This is a genomic window from Nonomuraea mangrovi, assembly GCF_042681425.1.
Taxonomy (GTDB): domain Bacteria; phylum Actinomycetota; class Actinomycetes; order Streptosporangiales; family Streptosporangiaceae; genus Nonomuraea; species Nonomuraea mangrovi.
In genome coordinates this window covers 42,589-62,817 of record NZ_JBHUFV010000079.1, presented here as the reverse complement: position 1 = coordinate 62,817, position 20,229 = coordinate 42,589, and the positions used below count along the sequence as shown (strand labels likewise).

25 protein-coding genes are annotated in these 20,229 nt (G+C 70.6%); 14 read left to right on the top strand and 11 right to left on the bottom strand.

The annotated features are described in order from the left end of the window. Window positions 1-15: 15 nt before the first annotated feature. The 3 genes from ACFSKW_RS46615 to rimP are packed head-to-tail and all read right to left on the bottom strand — an operon-like array spanning window position 16 to window position 1,813. Complete coding sequence (locus tag ACFSKW_RS46615; protein WP_379581051.1) at window positions 16-312, bottom strand: YlxR family protein; 297 nt, start codon at window positions 310-312, stop codon at window positions 16-18. Further along, on the bottom strand, window positions 296-1,300 hold the full coding sequence (gene nusA / locus ACFSKW_RS46610) for a transcription termination factor NusA (protein WP_379581050.1): 1,005 nt from the start codon (window positions 1,298-1,300) through the stop codon (window positions 296-298). The genes ACFSKW_RS46615 and nusA overlap by 17 nt, the downstream gene beginning before the upstream one ends. Window positions 1,301-1,312: 12 nt before the next feature. Then, a complete protein-coding gene (rimP, locus tag ACFSKW_RS46605) occupies window positions 1,313-1,813 on the bottom strand; it encodes a ribosome maturation factor RimP (protein WP_379581049.1) in 501 nt (166 codons plus the stop codon). A gap of 243 nt (window positions 1,814-2,056) precedes the next feature. Here rimP and ACFSKW_RS46600 point away from each other — a divergent pair, with 243 nt between their 5' ends. The 4 genes from ACFSKW_RS46600 (at window position 2,057) to ACFSKW_RS46585 (ending at window position 3,595) form a co-directional block, all read left to right on the top strand. After that, the gene (locus ACFSKW_RS46600) at window positions 2,057-2,536 is read left to right on the top strand and encodes a hypothetical protein (protein ID WP_379581048.1); all 480 of its coding nucleotides are present in this window, start codon (window positions 2,057-2,059) and stop codon (window positions 2,534-2,536) included. Then, window positions 2,533-2,994 carry a ferritin-like domain-containing protein gene (locus tag ACFSKW_RS46595; RefSeq protein ID WP_379581047.1) on the top strand — a complete coding sequence of 154 codons (462 nt, stop codon included), beginning with the start codon at window positions 2,533-2,535 and terminating at the stop codon, window positions 2,992-2,994. Before ACFSKW_RS46600 ends, ACFSKW_RS46595 begins: the two co-directional genes overlap by 4 nt. 121 nt (window positions 2,995-3,115) lie before the next feature. Next, window positions 3,116-3,322, top strand: coding sequence for a DUF4236 domain-containing protein (locus ACFSKW_RS46590; protein WP_379581046.1), 207 nt, complete (start codon window positions 3,116-3,118; stop codon window positions 3,320-3,322). A gap of 66 nt (window positions 3,323-3,388) precedes the next feature. Continuing rightward, complete coding sequence (locus tag ACFSKW_RS46585; protein WP_379581045.1) at window positions 3,389-3,595, top strand: DUF4236 domain-containing protein; 207 nt, start codon at window positions 3,389-3,391, stop codon at window positions 3,593-3,595. A gap of 9 nt (window positions 3,596-3,604) precedes the next feature. On the opposite strand, the gene ACFSKW_RS46580 is transcribed toward ACFSKW_RS46585, so the two are convergent. From ACFSKW_RS46580 to ACFSKW_RS46570, 3 genes are all read right to left on the bottom strand, one after another. Next, complete coding sequence (locus ACFSKW_RS46580; RefSeq protein ID WP_379581044.1) at window positions 3,605-3,769, bottom strand: alpha/beta fold hydrolase; 165 nt, start codon at window positions 3,767-3,769, stop codon at window positions 3,605-3,607. 423 nt (window positions 3,770-4,192) lie between these two features. Further along, on the bottom strand, window positions 4,193-5,938 hold the full coding sequence (locus tag ACFSKW_RS46575; RefSeq protein WP_379581043.1) for a proline--tRNA ligase: 1,746 nt from the start codon (window positions 5,936-5,938) through the stop codon (window positions 4,193-4,195). Between the two features lie 57 nt (window positions 5,939-5,995). After that, window positions 5,996-6,556 (bottom strand): hypothetical protein, encoded by a 561-nt coding sequence (locus ACFSKW_RS46570; protein WP_379581042.1) that lies wholly within the window; start codon window positions 6,554-6,556, stop codon window positions 5,996-5,998. Between ACFSKW_RS46570 and ACFSKW_RS46565 the strand changes: the two genes are divergently transcribed. Beyond that, on the top strand, window positions 6,557-6,733 hold the full coding sequence (locus tag ACFSKW_RS46565; RefSeq protein ID WP_379581041.1) for a hypothetical protein: 177 nt from the start codon (window positions 6,557-6,559) through the stop codon (window positions 6,731-6,733). After that, window positions 6,730-7,650, top strand: a complete 921-nt coding sequence (locus ACFSKW_RS46560; RefSeq protein ID WP_379581040.1) for an acyl-CoA dehydrogenase family protein — start codon at window positions 6,730-6,732, stop codon at window positions 7,648-7,650. The genes ACFSKW_RS46565 and ACFSKW_RS46560 overlap by 4 nt, the downstream gene beginning before the upstream one ends. Here the strand turns inward: ACFSKW_RS46560 and ACFSKW_RS46555 are convergent. Then, window positions 7,647-8,096: a hypothetical protein gene (locus ACFSKW_RS46555; protein WP_379581039.1), complete on the bottom strand. Its 450-nt coding sequence runs from the start codon at window positions 8,094-8,096 to the stop codon at window positions 7,647-7,649. The two genes, ACFSKW_RS46560 and ACFSKW_RS46555, sit on opposite strands and share 4 nt — an antisense overlap. Window positions 8,097-8,256: 160 nt before the next feature. Here ACFSKW_RS46555 and ACFSKW_RS46550 point away from each other — a divergent pair, with 160 nt between their 5' ends. The 7 genes from ACFSKW_RS46550 to ACFSKW_RS46520 all read left to right on the top strand — a co-directional run bounded on the left by ACFSKW_RS46550 (window position 8,257) and on the right by ACFSKW_RS46520 (window position 17,006). Then, window positions 8,257-9,303, top strand: coding sequence for an LLM class flavin-dependent oxidoreductase (locus tag ACFSKW_RS46550; protein ID WP_379581038.1), 1,047 nt, complete (start codon window positions 8,257-8,259; stop codon window positions 9,301-9,303). 132 nt (window positions 9,304-9,435) lie between these two features. Beyond that, a complete protein-coding gene (locus ACFSKW_RS46545) occupies window positions 9,436-10,428 on the top strand; it encodes a phenylacetate--CoA ligase family protein (protein WP_379581037.1) in 993 nt (330 codons plus the stop codon). A 9-nt stretch (window positions 10,429-10,437) separates the two neighbouring features. After that, window positions 10,438-11,898 (top strand): AMP-binding protein, encoded by a 1,461-nt coding sequence (locus tag ACFSKW_RS46540; protein ID WP_379581036.1) that lies wholly within the window; start codon window positions 10,438-10,440, stop codon window positions 11,896-11,898. A gap of 33 nt (window positions 11,899-11,931) precedes the next feature. Continuing rightward, window positions 11,932-13,077 (top strand): class I adenylate-forming enzyme family protein, encoded by a 1,146-nt coding sequence (locus ACFSKW_RS46535; RefSeq protein WP_379581035.1) that lies wholly within the window; start codon window positions 11,932-11,934, stop codon window positions 13,075-13,077. Between the two features lie 21 nt (window positions 13,078-13,098). Continuing rightward, window positions 13,099-14,400 (top strand): FAD-dependent oxidoreductase, encoded by a 1,302-nt coding sequence (locus ACFSKW_RS46530; RefSeq protein ID WP_379581034.1) that lies wholly within the window; start codon window positions 13,099-13,101, stop codon window positions 14,398-14,400. Window positions 14,401-14,441: 41 nt separating this feature from the next. Continuing rightward, window positions 14,442-15,833: a cellulase family glycosylhydrolase gene (locus tag ACFSKW_RS46525; protein ID WP_379581033.1), complete on the top strand. Its 1,392-nt coding sequence runs from the start codon at window positions 14,442-14,444 to the stop codon at window positions 15,831-15,833. Window positions 15,834-15,842: 9 nt separating this feature from the next. Next, on the top strand, window positions 15,843-17,006 hold the full coding sequence (locus ACFSKW_RS46520; protein WP_379581032.1) for a DUF6986 family protein: 1,164 nt from the start codon (window positions 15,843-15,845) through the stop codon (window positions 17,004-17,006). Between the two features lie 21 nt (window positions 17,007-17,027). On the opposite strand, the gene ACFSKW_RS46515 is transcribed toward ACFSKW_RS46520, so the two are convergent. From ACFSKW_RS46515 to ACFSKW_RS46505, 3 genes are all read right to left on the bottom strand, one after another. Continuing rightward, complete coding sequence (locus ACFSKW_RS46515; RefSeq protein ID WP_379581031.1) at window positions 17,028-17,705, bottom strand: copper homeostasis protein CutC; 678 nt, start codon at window positions 17,703-17,705, stop codon at window positions 17,028-17,030. A gap of 84 nt (window positions 17,706-17,789) precedes the next feature. Then, window positions 17,790-18,368, bottom strand: a complete 579-nt coding sequence (locus ACFSKW_RS46510; protein ID WP_379581030.1) for a GNAT family N-acetyltransferase — start codon at window positions 18,366-18,368, stop codon at window positions 17,790-17,792. Window positions 18,369-18,554: 186 nt separating this feature from the next. After that, entirely contained in the window at window positions 18,555-19,277 is a 723-nt protein-coding gene (locus ACFSKW_RS46505) for a GntR family transcriptional regulator (RefSeq protein WP_379581207.1), read from the bottom strand. Window positions 19,278-19,569: 292 nt separating this feature from the next. On the opposite strand from ACFSKW_RS46505, the gene ACFSKW_RS46500 reads away from it, so the two are divergent. Further along, complete coding sequence (locus ACFSKW_RS46500) at window positions 19,570-19,767, top strand: hypothetical protein (protein WP_379581029.1); 198 nt, start codon at window positions 19,570-19,572, stop codon at window positions 19,765-19,767. A 114-nt stretch (window positions 19,768-19,881) separates the two neighbouring features. Here ACFSKW_RS46500 and ACFSKW_RS46495 read toward each other — a convergent pair whose 3' ends face one another. Next, window positions 19,882-20,226, bottom strand: coding sequence for a Zn-ribbon domain-containing OB-fold protein (locus ACFSKW_RS46495; RefSeq protein WP_379581028.1), 345 nt, complete (start codon window positions 20,224-20,226; stop codon window positions 19,882-19,884). Between the last annotated feature and the right edge of the window lie 3 nt (window positions 20,227-20,229).

Genomic DNA, 20,229 nt, shown 5'->3' with positions numbered 1-20,229 from the left:
CATCAACTCGGCGTCCTACATGACATGTGGTTCTCCCTCTAGGTGCGCTCGCAGTCGCGAGACGTCAAGCGGCCCCGGCACGCGAAAAGCGCGCGGAAACGCTCGGCGACGCTCGGCAAGCTCCAGACAGCTCAGGTCGCGATGCAGCGAGGCACCTCGGCCGGGAAGCCGTCCGTGCAGGTCAGGGACCACGTGGCCCTCGACAAGCACCAGATGGAGCAGCTCGGACTTAGCCGTGCGAACCCTGCAGCCCACGCATGTTCTCAGCGGGGCCGCCTGGCCACCATATTCCAGCTTACCGCTTGGACGCATCTACGGAACCGGCGGGATCATCCGCCTGGGTGTCAGGACGGATGTCGATCCGCCACCCCGTGAGCCTCGCCGCCAGCCGGGCGTTCTGCCCCTCCTTGCCGATGGCCAGGGAGAGCTGGTAGTCGGGCACTGTGACGCGCGCCACACGGCCTTCCAGATCGAGAACCTCGACATGCGAAACACGCGCGGGGGACAGGGCATTCCCGACGAACTCCCCAGGGTCCTCCGACCAGTCGATGATGTCGATCTTCTCGCCGTGGAGTTCGGTCATCACGTTGCGCACGCGCGAGCCCATCGGCCCGATGCAGGCGCCCTTGGCGTTGACGCCCGGCTTGCGGGAGCGAACCGCGATCTTCGTACGGTGCCCCGCCTCGCGCGCGACCGCCGCGATCTCGACGGTGCCGTCGGCGATCTCGGGCACCTCCAGGGCGAAGAGCTTCTTCACCAGCCCAGGGTGGGTGCGCGACAGCGTCACCGACGGGCCCTTGTGGCCCTTCTTCACCTGCACCACGTACGCGCGGATGCGCTCACCGTGCACGTAGTCCTCGCCGGGGACCTGCTCGTTGTGGGGCAGCACGGCCTCGATCTTGCCGAGGTCGACGAGCACCACGCGGGGGTCCTGCCCCTGCTGGATCACGCCGGAGACCAGCTCGCCCTCGCGGCTGGCGAACTCGCCGAAGTTGATCTCGTCCTCGGCGTCGCGCAGCTGCTGCAGGATGACCTGCTTGGCGGTGGTGGCCGCGATGCGGCTGAAGTTGCCGGGGGTGTCGTCGAACTCCCTGACGATGTCACCCTCGTCGTCGAGCTCGGCGGCGTAGATGGTGACGTGCCCGGTGGCGCGGTCGAGCTCCGCCCTGGCCTTGGCCGCGGCGCCCTCCGTGCGGAAGTAGGCGATCAGCAACGCGTCCTCGATCGCCTTCACGACCAGGTCGAAGGAGATGTCCTTCTCCCGTTCAAGGCTGCGCAGGACGCTCATGTCGATGTCCACGAGGCTTCCCCCTTAGCCCTCGTCGCCGTCGTCGAGGTCGTCTTCCTCGTCCTCGAACCGGCGGAATTCCACCTGTACCCGTCCTCGGGTCAGGTCCTGATAGTCGATCCTGCGCAGCGCGCCGTCGACGTCGATCTCCACGCCCTCGTCGTCGGCGCCGCGGATGCGGCCCTCGACCAGGCCGCCGTCGCGCAGATCCGCCTTGACCAGGCGCTTGGCAGCGCGTCGCCAGTGGCGCGGCTCGGTGAGCGGGCGGTCGACGCCCGGCGAGGAGACCTCGAGCGTGTAGGGCGACTGGCCCATGGTGTCGTCGCCGTCGAGCGCGTCGGACACCGCCTGGCTCACCTCGGCGATGTCGTCGAGCGTCACCCCGCCGTCCTTGTCGACGACCACGCGCAGCAGGCTTCGCTTGCCCGCCCGGGTGACCGTGACGTCCTCCAGGTCGAGACCTGCGGTGGCGACGACGGGCTCCAGGAGCTTCATCAGGTGGTCGCGGGATGATGCGCTGCCCATATCGACCTCCCTATTGTGTTGCGATCCATGACCGCCCGTGATGGCGGCCGCTCAGTCGACGACTGCTCAATAACCCTATCGGTACCAAGGCACGGAAAGAGCGCCACTCGACAGGGTCGGGCGGCGGAGACTCGTTGAGAGCGAGACCATATCGCACCACGGCACGGTCGGGCGGAACGCGCCAACGGCACGTGTCAGCCCTTACGATGCTGTGTGCCTTCCTCACCCGACCGGAGGTTCTCCTTGCGTCCCCTGTCCCGGCGTGCCGTGCTCGCGGGCGGCGCGGCGATGGCGGCGCTCTCCGGCTGTACGGCGGGGCCGCCCGAGCCCGCCGCCTCGAAGGCGCCCGACCCCGAACAGCTGCTGCTGCGCGAGCTGATCGCCGAGAAGGAACGCACGATCGGCCTCTACGCCGCCCTGGTGGGCGCGGACGGCGCGAAGCTGGCGCCGTTCAAGGAGCGTCACGAGCAGCACCTGGCCGCGCTGCGCGAGCGGCTTTCCGCCGAGCCGTTGCCACCGGCCCCCGCCACGCCCTCCGTCAAGCCCTCGCCGTCGAAGAAGCCGCCGAAGGTGTCGCTGACCAGGCTGCGCGACACCGAGCGGAAGGCCGCCGCCATGCGCGCCCGCCAGCTCGGCACCGCCTCCCCCTCGCTGGCCCAGCTGATCGCCAGCATCGGGGCCTGCGAGGCCCTGCACGCCGTCGCCCTGCCGAGGTCGCTGTGAGGGCCGCGGCGGCCGACGACCTGGTGGCCATGAACAAGGCGCTGGCCGCCGAGCACGCGGCCGTCTACGCCTACGGCCTGATGGGCGCGCGCACCACCGGCGCGCTGCGGGACAAGGTGACGGCCGCCTTCGACGCCCACAGGGCCAGACGCGACCAGTTGCGCGCGCTCATCTCGTCGGGCGGCGGCAAGCCGGCCGAACCCGAGGCCGCCTACTCGCTGCCCGTGATGCCGGACAACGCGACGGAGGCCGTGCGGCTGGCCGTCCTCGTGGAGGCGGGCGTCACCGCGGCCTACCTGGAGCTGGCCGCCGCCGGCCAGGCCACGACGCGCCGCATGGCGGCGCTCGCCATGCAGGAGTCGGCCGTCAGGTCGTACGGCTTCCGCCCCGCGGTCGCCGTCTTCCCCGGCATGCCCCCGCGCGCACCCCAGCCGCCCTCTCCCACGCCCGGCGGCTGACCCCAGGAGGCGGCTCACCGGAAGGCCCTTGCAGGGAGCTGTGGCGCGGGGCTCCTCTCACCCTGGGGACAGGTTGGAAACGATCGTCACGGGTAGCCGGGGGTGCGTCACCTTTCCCCCGATGGAGGCATTCATGGGCTGGAGCTTCAGGAAGTCCATCAAAATAGGTCCGTTCCGACTCAACCTGTCCCGCGGCGGCGTCGGCCACAGCTGGGGCAACAGGGCCTTCCGCGTGACGAGGACGGCCGACGGGCGGCGGACGCTGTCGGTGAACCTCCCCGGTGGCCTGCACTGGCGCAAGACTCTGGGGAGCGGCTCTCGCCGCTGATCAGGGAACTCATCCGTGGTGCCCTTCGTTTTCAGGGCACCACGGACTTTTCCCCAAGGAGGCTCGATGGGCTGGCACTACCGCAAGTCGATCAAGGTGGGACCGTTCAGGATCCACCTCTCTCGTCACGGGGTCGGCCACAGCTTCGGCAACCGCAGGTTCCACGTCAGCACCACTCCCGACGGCCGCCGCCACCTCACGCTCAGGCTTCCTGGCGGCTTCCACCTCAGCAAGTCCCTCGGCGGGCGCGGACACCGCCACTACCGGTACTAGCCACCGCCCCTACCGGCCTGAGGCGCTACCGGGCGCGAGGCGGGACAGGAAGGCGCGGACGAGGGCGACGATCTCGTCCAGGTCGGTCTCCAGCGCCCAGTGCCCGCCATCCAGCAGGTGCAGCTCGGCGTCCGGCGGGTCGCGCAGGTAGGCGCGAGCGGCGCCCTCGGGCATGTAACCGTCCTGCGGACCCCAGACGACCAGCGTGGGCGGCCGGTGCTCCCTCAGGTAGGCCTGGGTAGCGGGGCAGCCAGTCGAGGTTCTCCTTGAGCCCCTCCATCAGGCCGACGGCGATCTCACGGCGGGTGGGCGTGTCCATCAGCGGCCACGACAGCCGCCACAGGTCGGGGCTGATCCGTTCGACGAGATGGTCGGCGACCTCGCCGACGAACTCGTCCATGAACCCCTCCTGGCTCACCGCCTGCCCCAGGCGAACCGGTCCAGGAACGCGGCGTACCCGTCGAAGGTGTAGGGGAAGTCCGCGGGCGTACGGGGCGATGTAACGGCGGCCCGCCGAAGTCGCGCCGCAGCGGCGTGGTGGACGGGCGGCCACCGGTGACACCGGTGGCCTGGCCCGTGCCCGCCGTAACGGACGGGTCAGCTACGGCAGGCGGCGAGCACGCGCTCGGCCGCCTCCGCGAGCGGGATCTCCTCCTTGGTCCCCGTCGCGCGGTCGCGCAGCTCGACGACGCCCTGCGCCAGACCCCGGCCGATCACCAGGATGGTGGGCAGGCCCAGCAGCTCGGCGTCCTTGAACTTCACGCCGGGCGACACCGAGGGACGGTCGTCGACGAGGACGCGCAGCCCGCGCGACTCGAGCTCCTCCGCGAGCTGGACGGCCACCTCGACCTGGTTGTCCTTGCCCGTGCCGACGATGTGGACGTCGGCGGGGGCGACCTCGCGCGGCCAGACCAGGCCGAGCTCGTCGAACTTCTGCTCGGCGATCACGGCCACGGCGCGCGAGACGCCGATGCCGTAGGAGCCCATGGTGATCCTGATCGGCTTGCCGTCGGGGCCGAGGGCGTCCAGGCCCGCGGCGTCGGCGTACTTGCGGCCGAGCTGGAAGATGTGCCCGATCTCGATGCCGCGGTCGATGGACAGCCCATTGCCGCAGCGGGGACAGGCGTCGCCCTCGCGGACCTCGGCGGCCTCGATGGTGCCGTCGGGGACGAAGTCGCGTCCCGCGACGACGTTGGCGGCGTGCTTGCCCGGCTCGTTGGCGCCGGTCACCCACGAGGTGCCGGTGACCACGCGCGGGTCGACGAGGTAGCGGATGCCGAGGTCCTTGAGCACCTGCGGGCCGATGTAGCCGCGCACCAGGCCGGGGTGCTTGGCGAAGTCCTCGGCCTCGAAGATGGCGGGCTCGCCGGGGGCGAGGGAGGCCTCCAGGCGCTTGAAGTCGACCTCGCGGTCCCCGGGCACACCGATGATCAGCGTCTCGACCTTGTCGGAGCCGGGCGTGGTGACCTTGACGACGACGTTCTTGAGGGTGTCGGCGGCGGTGATGTTCAGGCCGTGCTCGGCGTTGACCAGCGACACGAGCGTCTCGATGGTCGGGGTGTCGGGGGTGTCGAGCACCTGGAGCGCGGGCTGTCCCTCGACCGGCCTGGCGGCGGGCGCGGTGGTGACCACGGCCTCGGCGTTGGCGGCGTAGCCGCAGTGGTGGCAGTTGACGAAGGTGTCCTCGCCGGTGGGCGTGGGCGCCAGGAACTCCTCCGACGCCGAGCCGCCCATGGCGCCCGAGGTGGCGAAGCAGATCTTGTAGTCGAGACCGAGGCGGTCGAAGGTGCGGATGTAGGTCTCGCGGTGCTGCTCGTAGGAGCGCTTGAGACCGTCGTCGTCGAGGTCGAAGGAGTAGGAGTCCTTCATCAGGAACTCGCGGCCGCGCAGGATTCCCGCCCTGGGCCTCGCCTCGTCGCGGTACTTCGTCTGGATCTGGTAGAGCGTGACGGGGTAGTCCTTGTAGGAGGAGTACTCGCCCTTCACCATGTCGGTGAACAGCTCCTCATGGGTGGGGCCGAGCAGGTAGTCGCCGCCCTTGCGGTCCTTGAGGCGGAAGAGCGTGTCGCCGTACTCGGTCCAGCGGCCCGTGGACTCGTAGTACTCGCGGGGCAGCAGCGCGGGGAAGAGCACCTCCTGGCCGCCCATGCGGTTCATCTCCTCGCGGACGACGCGGGTGACGTTCTCCAGGACGATCTTGCCGAGCGGGAGCCAGGAGTAGATGCCAGGGGCCACGCGGCGGACGTATCCGGCGCGGACGAGGAGCTTGTGGCTCGGCACTTCCGCGTCCGCCGGGTCGTCCCGCAGGGTGCGAAGCAACAACGACGACATGCGCAGCAACACGGCTACTCCTAGTTAGGGCCCGGATGTGAAGACCTACAGGCTACCGACTTTCGCCCTTCACAGGGCGAGGAGCGCCGCCGCGACGGCTCCCGCGACCACGCAGGCGATCGTGGCGGCGCGCGCCCTGCCCGCCATCGTGCGCCGCAGGGCGAGGACGCCGACCACGGCCAGAGAGCCGATGGCGATGGCGGGGACGGGCCAGAAGCCGATCTCCCAGTCGACCCCGCCAGGACTGGCGCGGTCGATGACGTCGCCGAGCAGCAGCCCCGAGATGACGCCCGCGGCGAGGTCACCCCACAGGTCGCGCCTGCGGGTGAAGTAGGCGAGCAGCCCGAACACCACCAGCTGGACGAGCAGGAGGTTGACGCCGGCGGCGCTGCCGCCGATGGCCTCGAAGCGCAGGTCGCCGTGCAGCGCGCTGCCCGCCATGGCGGCCACCAGGGTGGAGACCGAGGCGAGGAAGGTGGTCAGCAGCGCCCAGCCGAAGCCCGTCGCCGTCGCGCCGACGACGACCGCCAGCGCGAGGTAGGCGTAGGGGTCGTAGACCCCCAGGCGGAGGCCGGACATGAGCACGCCGAAAGAGCCGACCACCAGTCCCCCGACGAAGGCGGCCAGCACATGGCGCTGGATGCCTCGCTGACGCCGATCATATTCGGCAAAATCAGCGTATTCGATAGCAATCTTCTCCATAGTTCGCTTATCAGACTATGCGGACATACAGGAAAAGTAAATTTAGGTCAACCGATGGTCAGGCTGGAAAATCAAGCAATCGCTTGGTTAAATCAATCGTTGTGAGCCTTCCCGAGCTGCGGGCCGTCGTCAGGTCGTTTCTCGCCGCCCATCCGGACGCGCCGTGGGCGCGTTTCGCCGGCGAACTCGGAATCGCGGGACTCGCCGTTCCCGAGCCTTTCGGCGGAGCGGGATACGGCATGCGAGAACTGGCCGTCGTGTGCGAGGAGATCGGCAGATCACTGTCGCCCCATCCGTTTCTCCAGACCGCCGTGATGGCGGCGGCCGCCACCGACGACCCCGCCCTGCTCAGGGCGATCGCCGAGGGGACGCGCACCGCCACCGTGGTGCTGCCGTCCGAGCACTCGTGCGTCCTGGAGGGCGAGCGGCTGAGCGGAGCCGCCCCCTACGTGCTGGACGCCGAGACCGTGCTCGTCTACGCCGGGGGGCGGCTGGTCGAGGCCGAGCCTTCGGCTCGCGTGCCGTACGAGACCATGGACGCCAGCCGCCCGCTGACCGCGCTGTCCTTCGACCACGTCCGCGTACGGCAGGCCGGCGACGGCGCCGCATGGGAGCGGGTGCGCGACCTGGCGGTCATCGCGCTGGCCGCCGAGCAGGCGGGCGGCGCGGCCAGGTGCCTGGAGGAGGCGACCTCCTACGCCAAGCTGCGCCACCAGTTCGGCCGCCCCATCGGCTCCTTCCAGGCGATCAAGCACAGGCTGGCCGACCTGCTGCTCGTGGTGGAGTCCGCACGGTCGGCGGCGTGGGCGGCGGCGGAGGAGCCGACGAGGGAGAACGCGGCCGTCGCCGGGTCCTACTGCTCGGAGGCCTATCTGAGGGCGGCGGGCGAGAACATCCAGATCCACGGCGGGATCGGCATCACGTGGGAGCACGACGCCCACCGCCATTTCAAGCGCGCCACCTCGGACGCGCAGCTGTTCGGCCCGCCCCGCTCGCACAGGGCGCGGCTGGAGATCGGCTAACCGCCGAGCAGTTCCTCCCACGGCCGCCTGGCGTTGGTGCTGCGGGTGGTGTCGAGCGCCTCGGCCAACCGCCAGAACCCGGGTCGCGCGTCGGCCCTCGACCTGCCGAGCGGGTCGACCGCCTGCAGCTCGAAGCGCACGCCCATCACGTCGAGCACGGCGGAGGAGGGCGTGCCGGGGCCCACCACCGTGACCAGGCTCCCGTCGAAACCGGGATCGCGGACGTGCTCGGCCAGGAGCGTGACCACCTCGGAGGCGTAGGGCCCGTCTCGCCACGAGATGTGCCAGCTGTGGTCGGCGCCGCGCCACCAGGTGAGGTCGCGGCACGACTCGATGAACTCGGCCTCGCTCGCCAGCGCGGCCATCACTCTGCCGAACGCCTCGAACCTGCGGGCGCTGGCCAGTGCGGGCTCGTCGTGAGCCTCTCCGGCGCGACGCAATCTCATGTCTGGGAGCGTGTCATCTTTCGACCGCCCCAGCCCCTGCTTTCGCCGCTTCTCCGCGCTCACGGACACTCACTCTGATCTCCCCGCGCCCTTCCCGCAAGTCCCGGTCTGCTGCTACGCTCAACCAAGCGAGCGCTTGGTTCTCTATCGGGAGGCGTGCATGCGGATCAGCCTGGGATACGAGCTGGAGGTCCGCGGTCGGACCCGCGAGGTCGAACGGCAGGCATTCCAGAACGTGATCGACCAGGTCGTCCTCGGCGACCGTCTGGGGTTCGACACCGCGTGGTTCGTCGAGCACCACTTCACCCGCGGCTTCTCCCACTCCTCCGCGCCCGATCTGGTCCTCGCCGCGATCTCCCAGCGCACCACCCGCATCCACCTCGGACTCGGCGTGGTGCTGCTGCCCTTCCAGTCGCCGATCAGGACCGCGGAGCGCGTGGCCACCCTCGACGTGCTCAGCGGCGGCAGGGTCGAGTTCGGCACCGGACGCGGCGCCTCACCCCTGGAGTACCAGGCCTTCCAGCGGCCGTTCGAGAAGTCGCGCCAGATCTGGGAGGACAGCCTGGAGGCGACGCTGGACATCTGGCGGGCCGACGGCGAGCCGATCAGCAGGTCGAACGAGTTCTTCGAGATCCCCGACGTGGCGGTCTACCCGCGACCCGCCCAGGTGCCCCACCCGCCCGTGTGGGTGGCCTCCACCTCCCTGGAGGGATACCTGGCCGCGGCCAGGCACGGCTACAACCTGCTCGGCATGACGATGCTCAAGGGCGTCGACGACGTGGCCGCCGACATCGCCCGCTACAAGGAGTGCCTCGCCGACAGCGGCTTCGACCCCGCCACCAGGCGGATCGCGCTGATGATCCCGTGGTACGTCGGCGACGCCCGCGACGAGGCCGCCGACGCGGTCCTCTGGTACATCCGCCGCCAGGTCAACCTGGTCACCCCGCCCGACTACTACGACGCCCGCCACGCCACCCACCGGGTGCTCGGCCAGCTCGCCGCGGGCATGCCCCCGGAGGAGGCCATGGCGACCCTCCGCGAGCACCTGATGGTCGTGGTCGACGACGTGGAGGGGTCGCGCAAGGCCGTGGCGCGCATCGCGGAGGCGGGCGCGACCGATCTGATCCTGCAGTGCCAGGTCGGCGGCCTGCGCCACGACCTGGTCTGCGACTCCATGAACGTCTTCATGACCGAGGTGATGCATTGACCTCTCCCCCGCCTGAGGGCGGTGGATCCCGCCGACCGACCGCCACCGACAAGACCAGGAGAGTGAAGTGTCCGTTCGTGCCGCGTTTCCTCCCCGTCCCGAAGGACGGGACCTCCACGCTGTAGGTGATCAGTGAGCCGGTGGCTGACCCGTGACGACCTGGTGCCGGGGAGGGCCATGGGGCTGCTCCACCTGGCGCCCGACGCCTCCTTCGGCTTCCCGCTGCGTCCCGAGTTGACGGCGCAGGCGCTGAGGACGGCGGGCGTGGGCGAGCGGGACAGGGTGGTGGTGGCGCTGGCCGAGCCGGCGGGAGGCCTGTGGGCAGCGGCGGCCGCCGAGGTGGCCGAGGCCGCCGCCTCGGTGGGTCCGCGCGGCAGGATGCGGCTGCACCGGGCGCTCCAGGCGGTCGGGGCCACGACGCTGGTCGCCACTCCCACGGGCGCGATGGACTTCCTGGCCAGGCTGCACCTGGAGTTCCTCCTTGACCCCCTCGATCTCGGGCTGAGAACCGTCGTCCTGACCGGCGAGATCGCCAGCAAGCGGACACTCGGCCACCTGGCGGCCGAGTTCGACGCCAGGGTGAGCGAGGTCTACTCCAGCCCGTTCTCCGGCGGCGCGCTCGCCTGGCGCGCGGCCGAGGACGACCCGCTGACCCCGCTGGCCGACGGCGCGCTGGGGTTCGGCGCGCTGGCCAAGGACTCCATGACCGACGGGGGACTCGCCGAACTGGTCGTCACGCACGGCGAGGCCACCATGCGCACCGGACACGTGACGTCCGACGGCAGGCTCGCGCACACCGTCGGCGACCACGTCCTGGTGCGCGGGGTGTGGGTCTCGCTGCCGAGAATCGAGAAGGCGCTGTCGAAGATCGACGGGGTGTCGGGCTGGGAGCTGGCCGTCAGCAGGCAGGGCACGCTCGACGCCGCCACGCTCACCGTGACCTTCGGCAGGGAGAGCCTCGTCAAGAACCCGATGTGGCGCTCGCGCATCCAGCAGGCCCTCGCCGCGCTCACCCCGATCTCGATCGCCGTGGAGGTCTCGCCCGACGTGGCCGAGAACTCCTCGCCCGGGGTCGTGATCGACCACCGAGGCCACCACCTCGGCAGGGACCGCGCTCTCGTATAGGAGCACGCCATGCAGTGGGAAACGATCCCCCGGATGCTGCGCGACCAGGCGGAACGCCACCCCGACGCCCCCGTCACCCTCGAGTTCGGCATGGCGGCCCTGCGCGAGCGCGCCCAGACGGTGGCGCGCGCGCTCATCGCCCAGGGCGTGCGTCACGGGGACAGGGTGGCGATCTGGGGACCCAACGACCTGTCGTGGGTGGTCAACGCCTTCGGCGTGTGGGACGCGGGCGCGGTGCTCGTGCCGATCTCGGCCCGCGCCAAGCGGCTCGAGGCCGCCGAGCTGACCCAGAAGACGGGAGCGTCGCTGCTGATCAGCGGGGAACGTCTGCCCTCCGTGCGCCGCTTCGAGGAAGCGGGGCGGGCGATGGCGAGCGTGCAGGAGGCGGAGGCCAGGGCACTCGCCGTACGAGGGGAGGACCTGTGCGAGATCATGTCCACGTCGGGCACGACGGGGACGCCCAAGGGCGTCATGCTTGACCACGCGCAGGTCCTGCGCGGCTACTGGGACTGGTCGGAGATCGTCACGCTGCGCGAGGGCGACAGGTATCCGGTGATCGCCCCCTTCGCCCACGGCTTCGGGCTCAACGCCGGGCTGCTGGCGTGCGTGCTGCGCAGGGCGACGATGATGCCGGTCGCGACGTTCAGTCCCGACGCCCTGATGACGCTCATCGAGTCGGGGAAGATCACCGTCCTGGCGGGGCCGCCCACACTCTTCGCCCGGCTCCTGGACGAGCTGGACAGGCGGCCGCACGACGTGTCGTCGCTGAGGGTCGCCATCTGCGGCGCGGCGGCCGTGCCCGCCTCGCTCGTCACCCGCCTGGTCGAGCGCGTCGGGCTCGACCGCATGATCAACGCCTACGGACTCATGGAGGGCACCGTCGTCTCGATGACCAGGCACGACGACCCCGTCGACGTGATCGCGGGCTCGGCGGGCCGGCCGGTGCCGGGCATCGAGGTGAAGATCGTGGACGCGATGGGCAAGGAGGTGCCGCAGGGCGAGCGCGGCGAGATCCTGCAGCGGGGCTACGGCGTGATGCGCGGCTACTGGGACGAGCCCGACAGGACCGCCGAGGTGATCGACGCCGACGGGTGGCTGCACACCGGCGACATCGGCGTGCTCGACCCGGTGGGCAACCTGACGATCGTCGACAGGAAGAAGGAGCTCTACATAGTCAACGGGTTCAATGTCTCGCCCGCGGAGGTCGAGTCGCTCCTGCTCAAAGAGGGGTCGCTGGCGCAGGCGGCGGTGATCGGCGTGCCGGACGACAGGTCGGGCGAGGCCGGCTGGGCCTACGTGGTGCCGAGGGCGGGCGCCGACGTGAGCGAGGAGGGGTTGCGCGCGTGGGCGAAGGCCAACATGGCCGACTACAAGGTGCCCCGGCGGGTCTTCGTCCTCGACGAGCTGCCCGTGAACGTCAACGGCAAGCTGGACAAGATCGCCCTGCGTGAGGCAGCGCGACACGGGTAGGAACTCCAGTGCGCCTTTTCGTCAGGAGCCGCCATGCTGCGCCTGCTGGCCGGGGAGGCCGCGCGCAGGTTCGGGGGGCGCGTAGCGGTCGACTCCGGCACCTCCCGCCTGTCCTTCTCCGAACTTGACCGCCTCTCCGACCAGGTGGCCGCGGGACTCGCCCACCGCGGTACGCGCATCGGCGACGTGGTCGCCCTCGTGCTGCCCGACGGCCCCCAGTTCGCCGTCTGCTACGTGGCCGCCGCCAAGATCGGCGCGGTCGCGGCGGGCGTCGACCCGCGCCATCCCCTGAGGGTGCGCCTGCTCGCCGCGCTCGACCCGATGATCGTCGTCACCATGCCGGGCCTGCTCCCCTCCCTGCCGGGGCTCGACGTCGTGACGCTGCCCGGCAGCGGGTACGGCACGCTGGCGAGGAACGAGGCCCCGCCGCCCCCGCTGCCCCCGGACCCCGGACGGCCCGTCGTGATCACCTACACCTCCGGCAGGACGGGCCCGCCCAAGGCCGCGGTCTTCGGCGAGCGGCAGCTGGAGGCGATCAGGGCGCACGGCGCGGGCGTGAGGTGGGGCAAGGGCGACTCGCGCGTGCTGTGGCATCCGATGGGTCACATGGCGTTCGCGACGCGCCTGCCGGTCTTCCTGCAGACCGGCAGGACCACTCACGTGCTGCCGCGCTGGGACCCCGAGGCGGTGCTGCGCCTGGTGTGCGAGAAGGAGCTGCGGGTGCTCCACGGCACGCCCGCCCAGCTGGCCGCCATCCTGGAGGTCAGCGGCGCGCCGCCGTCGCTGGACCTGGTCCTGTCCAGCGGAGGGCCCGCGGCGCCTGAGCTGATCAGACGGCTGCGGGAGCGGTTCGGGGTGCCCGTGTGCAACCGCTACCTGTGCACGGAGGCCGGCCTCGGCCTCGGCACCCGCCCCGGCGACCCGCCGCAGGACGCAGAGCTCACCGTCGGAAGGCCGCGCACCGGCGTGGACCTGTCCGTCCGCGATCCCGCGGGCCGACCGCTGCCCGTGGGCGCGAAGGGCGACGTGCTGCTGCGCTCCCAGGCGGTCATGAGCGGGTACGTCGGAGACGGCGAGCCTGGAGTGTTCGCCAAGGACGGGTTCGTCAGGACAGGCGACACGGGATTCCTCGACGAGCTTGGCCGCCTGCGTCTGGTAGGTACAGAATCACGGACATAGCGTCGCCACCGAGGAGGCAGCGTGTCGTTGCGCGTGGCAGTCGTCGGATCGGGCCCCGCCGGCATTTACACGGCGGAGGCGCTGGTGAAGCAGTCGGCGGATCCCGTCGATGTGGACGTGCTCGAACGGCTGCCGACGCCGTACGGGCTGGTGCGTTACGGGGTGGCACCCGACCACACCTCGATCAAGTCGATCGCCAACTACCTCAGGAAGGTGCTCGAGCTGCCTCGGGTCCGGTTTCTCGGCGGGGTGACGCTCGGTTCCGAGGTCTCCGTGGAGGACCTGCTCGCCTGCTACGACGCGGTCGTCTACTGCACGGGCGCGATGGTCGACAGGAAGATGGGCATCCCGGGGGAGGACCTGCTGGGCAGCGTCGCCGCGACGGACTTCGTAAACTGGTACTGCGGCCATCCCGACGTCTCGCCCGAGGCGTTCGAGCTCGACAGTCCCGAGGTCGCCGTGATCGGCGTGGGCAACGTGGCCGTGGACGTGGTGCGCGTGCTGGCCAAGACGGCCGAGGATCTGAGGGCCACCGACGTGCCCGACGACGTGCTGGCCAGGCTGGCCGACAGCCAGGTCAAGGCCATCCACATGATCGGGCGGCGCGGCCCCGAGCACGCCAAGTTCACGCTGAAGGAGCTGCGCGAGCTGGGCGAGGTGGCCAACGCGGACGTGTGCGTGCGCCCCGACGAGGCCGTGGTGCTGGGCGGCGACTTCCCGCGCCAGATCAAGGGCAACATCGACGTGCTGCGGTCATGGTCGGAGCGCTCCCCCGTGGGCCGCCCCCGCAGGCTGGACGTGCGCTTCTGGCTGCGCCCCGTGGAGATCCTGGGCACCACCAGGGTGGAGGGCCTGCGCCTGGAGCGGACGAGGCTGTCGGAGGACGGCAGGGTGGTGGGCACGGGCGAGTTCGAGACGCTGCCGGTCGGGATGGTGCTGCGTTCGGTGGGCTACCAGAGCGTGCCGCTGCCCGGTGTGCCGTTCTCCACCGAGACGATGACGGTGCCGAACCTGGCAGGCAGGGTCCGCGACCGCGAGTACGTGGCGGGCTGGCTCAAGCGCGGGCCGACCGGCGTGATCGGGACCAACAAGTCCGATGCCGCCGAGACCGTCCGTACGCTGCTGGCCGACGCTCCTTCGGGCGCCGTCGCCTCGATCGACGAGTTGCTGGCCGCACGTGGCGTCAGGCCCGTCACCTACGAGGACTGGCAGGCCATCGAGGCGGCCGAGGCGGACCTCGCCAGGACGCTCGGCAGGGGTGAGCGGGTCAAGCTGGTCGGGCTCGAGGCGATGCTGGCGGCCTGCGGCCGAATTGCAACATGAGTACCGTTCACCTTTAGCGGACCGGCGGGTTAGGGTCCACCATGCGCCGCTCACTCGCCCTCGTGACCCTCGCCGCTCTCCTCACCGCTCCCCTGCCCGCCGAGGCCTCCCGCACCCCCGGAAAGATCACCGCCGACGGCCGGACCTACCTCACCGACGACGACGGCCGCGTGATCAGGCTGCGCGGCTTCAACGCCGGCAAGTACCCCACCGACAGGGTCACCGAGGACGACGTCAGGGCCATGGCAGGCAAGGGGCTCACGTTCCTCCGGCTGATCGTCCAGTGGCAGTACATCGAGCCGCGGAAGGACGTCTACGACCAGGAGTACCTCGGCTACGTCGACCGCGTCCTCGGCTGGGCCGACAGGTACGGCCTGCACGTCATGATCGACATGCACCAGGACGTCTACGGGCCGAGGTTCGGCGGCCACAACGGCATCCCCGAGTGGGCGACGCGCGACGACGGCCTGCCGTTCGAGCGCAACCCCGGCGACTGGTTCCAGGACTACTTCCAGCCCGCCGTGATGGCCGCCTTCGAGCACCTCTACGAGGACGCCGACCTGCGCGCCGAGCAGGTGGAGATGTGGCAGACGCTGGTCAGGAAGGTCTCCTGGCACCGTTCCCTGCTCGGCTACGACCTCTTCAACGAGCCGTTCGGCAGGTTCCTGGAAGGCGAGGACCTGGTCACGGCCTCGGCCAGGATCGAGCGGACCCAGCTCGCCGACATGTACCGCCGCCTGATCGCGGGCATCAGGGTCCACGACAGGAAGTCATGGATCTTCGTGGAGCCGACGGTGCTGGTCGGCGAGGGCGTTCCGACGCAGCTGCCGAGGTTCGACGACCCGAAGGTGGGCTACGCCCCGCACATGTACTCCACCGGCGTCGAGGCGGGCGGCGACTGGGATCCGTCCAGCGGCTTCATCGAGCGCTACGAGGCGGCCATCGGACTCTACCCCGCCGCCAACCAGATGCCGGTGATCGTCGGCGAGTGGGGGCCGCCCAACAGCCGCCTGCCCGGCAACCGGCGGCTCGTCAGCGGTTCGGTCGCCGCGATGAACCGCTTCTCGACCGGTTGGGCGATGTTCTACTGGTGCAGGTCGGACTCCGGCGGCTACTGCCAGCTCGACGGCGGAGGCCGCACGGCTCCGGGAGCCGAGCCCGCCCTCGGCGCCTACGCGCGCCGCGTCGCGGGGCTGCCGGTCGCCGAGTCCTACGACGCGGCCGCCAGGACGCTCACGCTCACCTACACCACCAGGCGCGGCGTGCACGCGCCGACCGAGATCGCGGTGCCGCGAGAGTTCTTCCCCCGCGGCGTGCGGGTCAAGGTCTCCGGGGTCCGCTCCGCCGTGACGTCGCAGCGCGACGGCCTGCTGAAGGTGGCAGTCGGCGCCCGCCCCGGCACCGCCGTGACCGTGACAGTGAGCCCTCGATAACGTGTGACGATGCGCATCACCGTCGACGGTTTCGAGGACGTCCACCGGGTCCAGCAGGCCCGCTATCCCGTGCTGGAGCCCCGCTGGCAGCCCGTGCACACGATCTACGTTCCCGCCGACCTGTTCTCGTCCTCGACGCCGTCCTCGTGGGGCGGCCAGGCGTTCGATCTGATGAAGGCGCACCTGCCCGACGCCGCGGCCATGGCGGAGGTGTTCGAGCTCCCCGCGGGCCTGGCGGCCGACGTGCACGCGCGCGTGGCCGCCAAGCTCGCCGCCGAGCCCGTCGAGGACCTGCGCGTCGACTTCGAGGACGGGTACGGCGTGCGGCCCGACGCCGAGGACGGCGACGCGGTCGCGGCCGCCTCGGCGCTGGCCCGCCTGCACGCCGAAGGCGGTCTGCCACGCAGGTGGGGGCTCAGGGTCAAGTCGTTCGCCGACGGCGACCCCGGCCGTTCGGTCCGCACGCTGGAGCTGTTCCTCACCGAGGTGGTCACGCGGGCCGGCGCGCTGCCGCCGGGCTTCACGCTCACCTTCCCCAAGGTGCTGATGGAGGAGTACCTGGGACAGTTCTGCGAGGTGCTGGCCGCGCTGGAGAGTCGGCTCGCCCTGCCCTCGCCGGTGCGGTTCGAGATCCAGGTCGAGGCGCCGCAGACCGTCATGTTCCTGCGCGCCGACCTGGCCGAGTCGCTCGGCGGCCGGCTCGCGGCGGCGCACTTCGGCGTGTTCGACTACACCGCGGCGCTCGGCCTGCCGCCGCACGAGCAGCGGCTCGACCATCCCGCCTGCGACCACGCCCGCCACGTCATGCAGACCGCGTTCGCAGGGACGGGCGTCGAGCTGTCGGACGGGTCGCTGGCCGCCTCGCCCGCCTCCGCCTCGACGGAGGACGTGCACGCGCTGTGGCGCAGGCACGCCGCCCTGGTCAGGCACTCGCTGTCGCACGGCTTCTACCAGGGGTGGGACATGCATCCCTCGCACCTGGTGTCGCGCTTCGCCACCGTCTACGCCTTCCATCTGGCGCACTACGACGCCCACGCGGCCAGGGTGCGGGCGTGGGAGGAGCGGAGGGCGGCCGACGGCGGCGTGCTGGACGAGCCGGCCACGATCAAGACGCTCGTGGCCGCGCTGCACAGGGCCGACTCGGCCCTCAGCCCGGCCTCCCCGAAGGCGTAGCGGGTCCCGAAGGCGTAGCGGCTAGATGTCGCGGTCGATCAGCGCGCGCCACTGGGCGACGAGATGGGGGTCCACGGGGGCGGTCCACGCCGAGCGGACGGCGCTGCCCACGTGGAAGGCGCGCACGCCGTAGTCGAGCAGCGTCGGGATGTGGCGCAGCTTGAGCCCGCCGCCGGCGAGGATCAGTCCGGCGTCGCCCGCCTCGGCGCGCGCCCGCAGCACGGGGAGTCCCTCGGTGACGCCCGCGGGCGAGCCCGAGGTCAGCACCGTCGCCAGGTTGGGCAGCAGCCGGACCGCCCGCCACGAGGCCTGCACGTCCGCGGCGTGGTCGACGGCCCGGTGGAACGTCCACGGCAACGGCGAGACCGCGTGGATGAGCGTCTGCGTCGCCTCCAGGTCCACGACGCCCTCGGAGGTGAGGAAGCCGAACACGAACCCCGCCGCGCCCGCCTCTGCCAGCTCCTTCACCGCGGAGACCAGCTTGTCGAGCGACTCGGGGGTGAAGTTCGCGTCGGCGCGCAGCATGACCATCTGCGGTAGCGCGCACTCTCGCGCGATCGAGGCGACCGTCTCCGTCGCAGGGGTGAGGCCGTCGGCGGCCATGTCGGCGACGACCTCGACACGGTCGGCGCCGCCCTCTTCCGCGGCCACGGCGTCACGCGCGTCGAGCGCGATCACCTCAAGCAAGGATCCGGTCATGAAAAAGAGGTTATCGCCTAATCTGCCCTCCTCTCGGCATGGAGGAGGGCAGTGGTCATTTCTGACAATTCATGTCAGGCCAGGTCAGACGTCGACAAGATCGAGCGTGCGGAACAGACCCTCCGCGACGCAGGTGCGCACCTCGGCGGGGCGCTGGAACAGCGCGCCTGAGGCCCGGTGCGGCAGGTCGACCGTGCGGAGATGGCGGAATCCGCGGCGCCGGTAGTACTGCTGGAGCCGCGGGTTGTCTTTCGAGCAGTCGAGCCGCAGCCAGTCGAGACCCGAGGCGGCGACGGCGCCACCCGCCCAGTCGAGCAGCGCGTCTCCGAGGCCCGTGCCCGCGGCCGCGCGGGAGACGGCCAGCTTGTGGACGTAGAGGGCCGAGGCGGGCTCGTCGGCCTGCGCCCAGAACTCGGCGTCGGCGTGACCGTCGAGCGCGATGGTCGCGACGGTCTCACCGAAGTGGCCTTCGAGCAGGTAGAGGACCTGTTCCTCGATCAGCGGCACGATCCGCTCGGGGCCGAAGCCGCCGCGCGGCCACTGCCGGACGCCTTGGAGATGGAGCCACTCGGCGGTGTCGGCGAGGAGGGTGAGGACGCCGGGGAGGTCGTCGGGTATGGCCCGCCGGAGGGTCAGCGGGGGAAGGAGGATGTTGGAGTGCATGTTTCTGCCCTTCGTTCCGATGGGTGACGGAGTGAACACGGAACGTGTCCACTCGGTGGCACACGGCTTTCATGGCGATATTTCAGGGAAAAATGCAATTTGGGGGAGTATGCACAACTCCACCGTGCCCAGCGCGGAAGAGTGACCCGCGCCGCACGGACGGGATCACCCCCAAGCGAGCCTGGTCTAGCGGAGACCCAGCTCGTATCGGATCAAGTGCTTGTCCGCCGGGAGCACCGACACCGCCACACGCACGGGCGTGTCGGCGCGGTCGTAGCCCACCCTGATGTAGACGACGACCGGGGTCCCCAGCTCCAGCTGGAGGCGCTCGGCCTCCTCCTGGTTCGGCATCCGCGCCATGATGTCGTCGACCACCCTCACCTGTCCGTGGCCGAGCTCTTCGAGCACCCTGTTCGCCCCGCGGGCGATGTCCCCGGGCCTGGCGATCTCCGAGGTCTGCACCAGGGCCAGCGGGAAGTAGGAGTCGTTGGTGTTGTACGGCTGGCCGTCGACGAACCGCAGCCTGCGCCTGACGACCGCCAGGTCGGTGTCGCCCAGCTCCAGACGGCTGGCGATCTCCTCGACCGGACTGACGATCTGCACCTCGATCGTCTGGCTCGGCTCGCGACCCTCCTGTGAGACGGCGTACGCGAATGCCTCCCGCACCTCACCGCGCGGCTGCGGAGCGAGCTCTCGCTGCGGATACATCAGCAACGGCCGGCGATCCCGCACGACCGTGCCGCGCCGGGGGGCACGCGTGACCAGACCCTCGTTCACCAGCTCGCCGAGGGCCAACCTGACGGTATTGCGGCTTACTCCGTATTTGTCCTGAAGATGGGCTTCTGTGGGCAATTGCGCCCCGGGGCCGAGGTCGCCGGAGTAGATGGCCCTTCGCAGATCCGAAGCCACCTGCTGGTACAGCGACGACCGAGCCACTTTCACCCCTTTTGTTCCAACAATTTAGACGATCTGGTTCTAGCTAGCTACAACCCCTTGACCGGAGCGCCTTGACAGCCGCATCATCCATTCGTTGGTACAAATCCATCGAAAGGTCGGGCGAGGGGGGTGACGGCCGGTGTTACCGGTCCGCGCGGGTACGCCGTACCTGCCCTGGCACGACCCCCGCGAGGCAACACGTTTACTGCGTTACGCGTTGCATCGCCAGGGGTTCACCCACACCTACCAGAGCAATGGGAACGGCATGTCGGTGTTATCCGTACTGACCGAGTTGACCGTGTGGTGCAGGGACGGCTCGTTCGAATGGAACGAGGAGGGAGAGACCGTCACCCACCCGATCGACGACCCGGTAGGAGCGGCACTCCGCATCGCCGAGCACTACCGCCACCCAACTTCAGACGGTCACTCCCCCACCCGCTCCGTGCGCGAGCACTCGGCGTAGGACCCCATCCCTCGCCGGGGTCCTGGGTCGACGCGCACGGTACGGAGACGCGTCCTGGCGGGTCCCCCACGCCCGCCAGGGCGCGTTCTCTTTGCCGACCATCCCGCCGCCTGGTCAGGCGGTCCACTCGATCAGCGGCTCGCCGGTGAGGAGCGCCCGCACCCGCTGTCCCCGCCGCGGCTCGCCCTCGCCCCGCCAGGTGCCGTACAGCACGCAACCCGGCGCCTCGGCCAGCCGCACCCGCACCACCGTGTAGGGCGCCGGCGCCCGCCAGTGGCTGACGATCCAGCTCTCCACCAGCCCTTCGGGCACGACGGGCGCCCACGACCACCCCTCGGTACGGCAGCCCGCGCAGAACGCCCTGGCGGGAAACCTGAGCAGCCCGCACGAGGAGCACCGCTGGACCGCGAGCACCCCCTTGGCCACCAGCTGCCACCACTCGGCCGAGTCCCTGTCCACCCG

Coding starts and splice junctions, on each gene's coding strand:
- ACFSKW_RS46615 (WP_379581051.1), bottom strand. CDS start 312: ATGCGTCCAAGCGGTAAGCTGGAATATGGTGGCCAGGCGGCCCCGCTG.
- rimP (WP_379581049.1), bottom strand. CDS start 1,813: ATGGGCAGCGCATCATCCCGCGACCACCTGATGAAGCTCCTGGAGCCC.
- ACFSKW_RS46515 (WP_379581031.1), bottom strand. CDS start 17,705: ATGACCGGATCCTTGCTTGAGGTGATCGCGCTCGACGCGCGTGACGCC.
- ACFSKW_RS46520 (WP_379581032.1), top strand. CDS start 15,843: ATGCGCATCACCGTCGACGGTTTCGAGGACGTCCACCGGGTCCAGCAG.
- ACFSKW_RS46500 (WP_379581029.1), top strand. CDS start 19,570: ATGTCGGTGTTATCCGTACTGACCGAGTTGACCGTGTGGTGCAGGGAC.
- ACFSKW_RS46525 (WP_379581033.1), top strand. CDS start 14,442: ATGCGCCGCTCACTCGCCCTCGTGACCCTCGCCGCTCTCCTCACCGCT.
- ACFSKW_RS46585 (WP_379581045.1), top strand. CDS start 3,389: ATGGGCTGGCACTACCGCAAGTCGATCAAGGTGGGACCGTTCAGGATC.
- ACFSKW_RS46565 (WP_379581041.1), top strand. CDS start 6,557: ATGGCGCTGGATGCCTCGCTGACGCCGATCATATTCGGCAAAATCAGC.
- ACFSKW_RS46510 (WP_379581030.1), bottom strand. CDS start 18,368: ATGCACTCCAACATCCTCCTTCCCCCGCTGACCCTCCGGCGGGCCATA.
- ACFSKW_RS46535 (WP_379581035.1), top strand. CDS start 11,932: ATGCTGCGCCTGCTGGCCGGGGAGGCCGCGCGCAGGTTCGGGGGGCGC.
- ACFSKW_RS46555 (WP_379581039.1), bottom strand. CDS start 8,096: ATGAGATTGCGTCGCGCCGGAGAGGCTCACGACGAGCCCGCACTGGCC.
- ACFSKW_RS46580 (WP_379581044.1), bottom strand. CDS start 3,769: ATGCCCGAGGGCGCCGCTCGCGCCTACCTGCGCGACCCGCCGGACGCC.
- ACFSKW_RS46590 (WP_379581046.1), top strand. CDS start 3,116: ATGGAGGCATTCATGGGCTGGAGCTTCAGGAAGTCCATCAAAATAGGT.
- ACFSKW_RS46550 (WP_379581038.1), top strand. CDS start 8,257: ATGCGGATCAGCCTGGGATACGAGCTGGAGGTCCGCGGTCGGACCCGC.
- ACFSKW_RS46540 (WP_379581036.1), top strand. CDS start 10,438: ATGCAGTGGGAAACGATCCCCCGGATGCTGCGCGACCAGGCGGAACGC.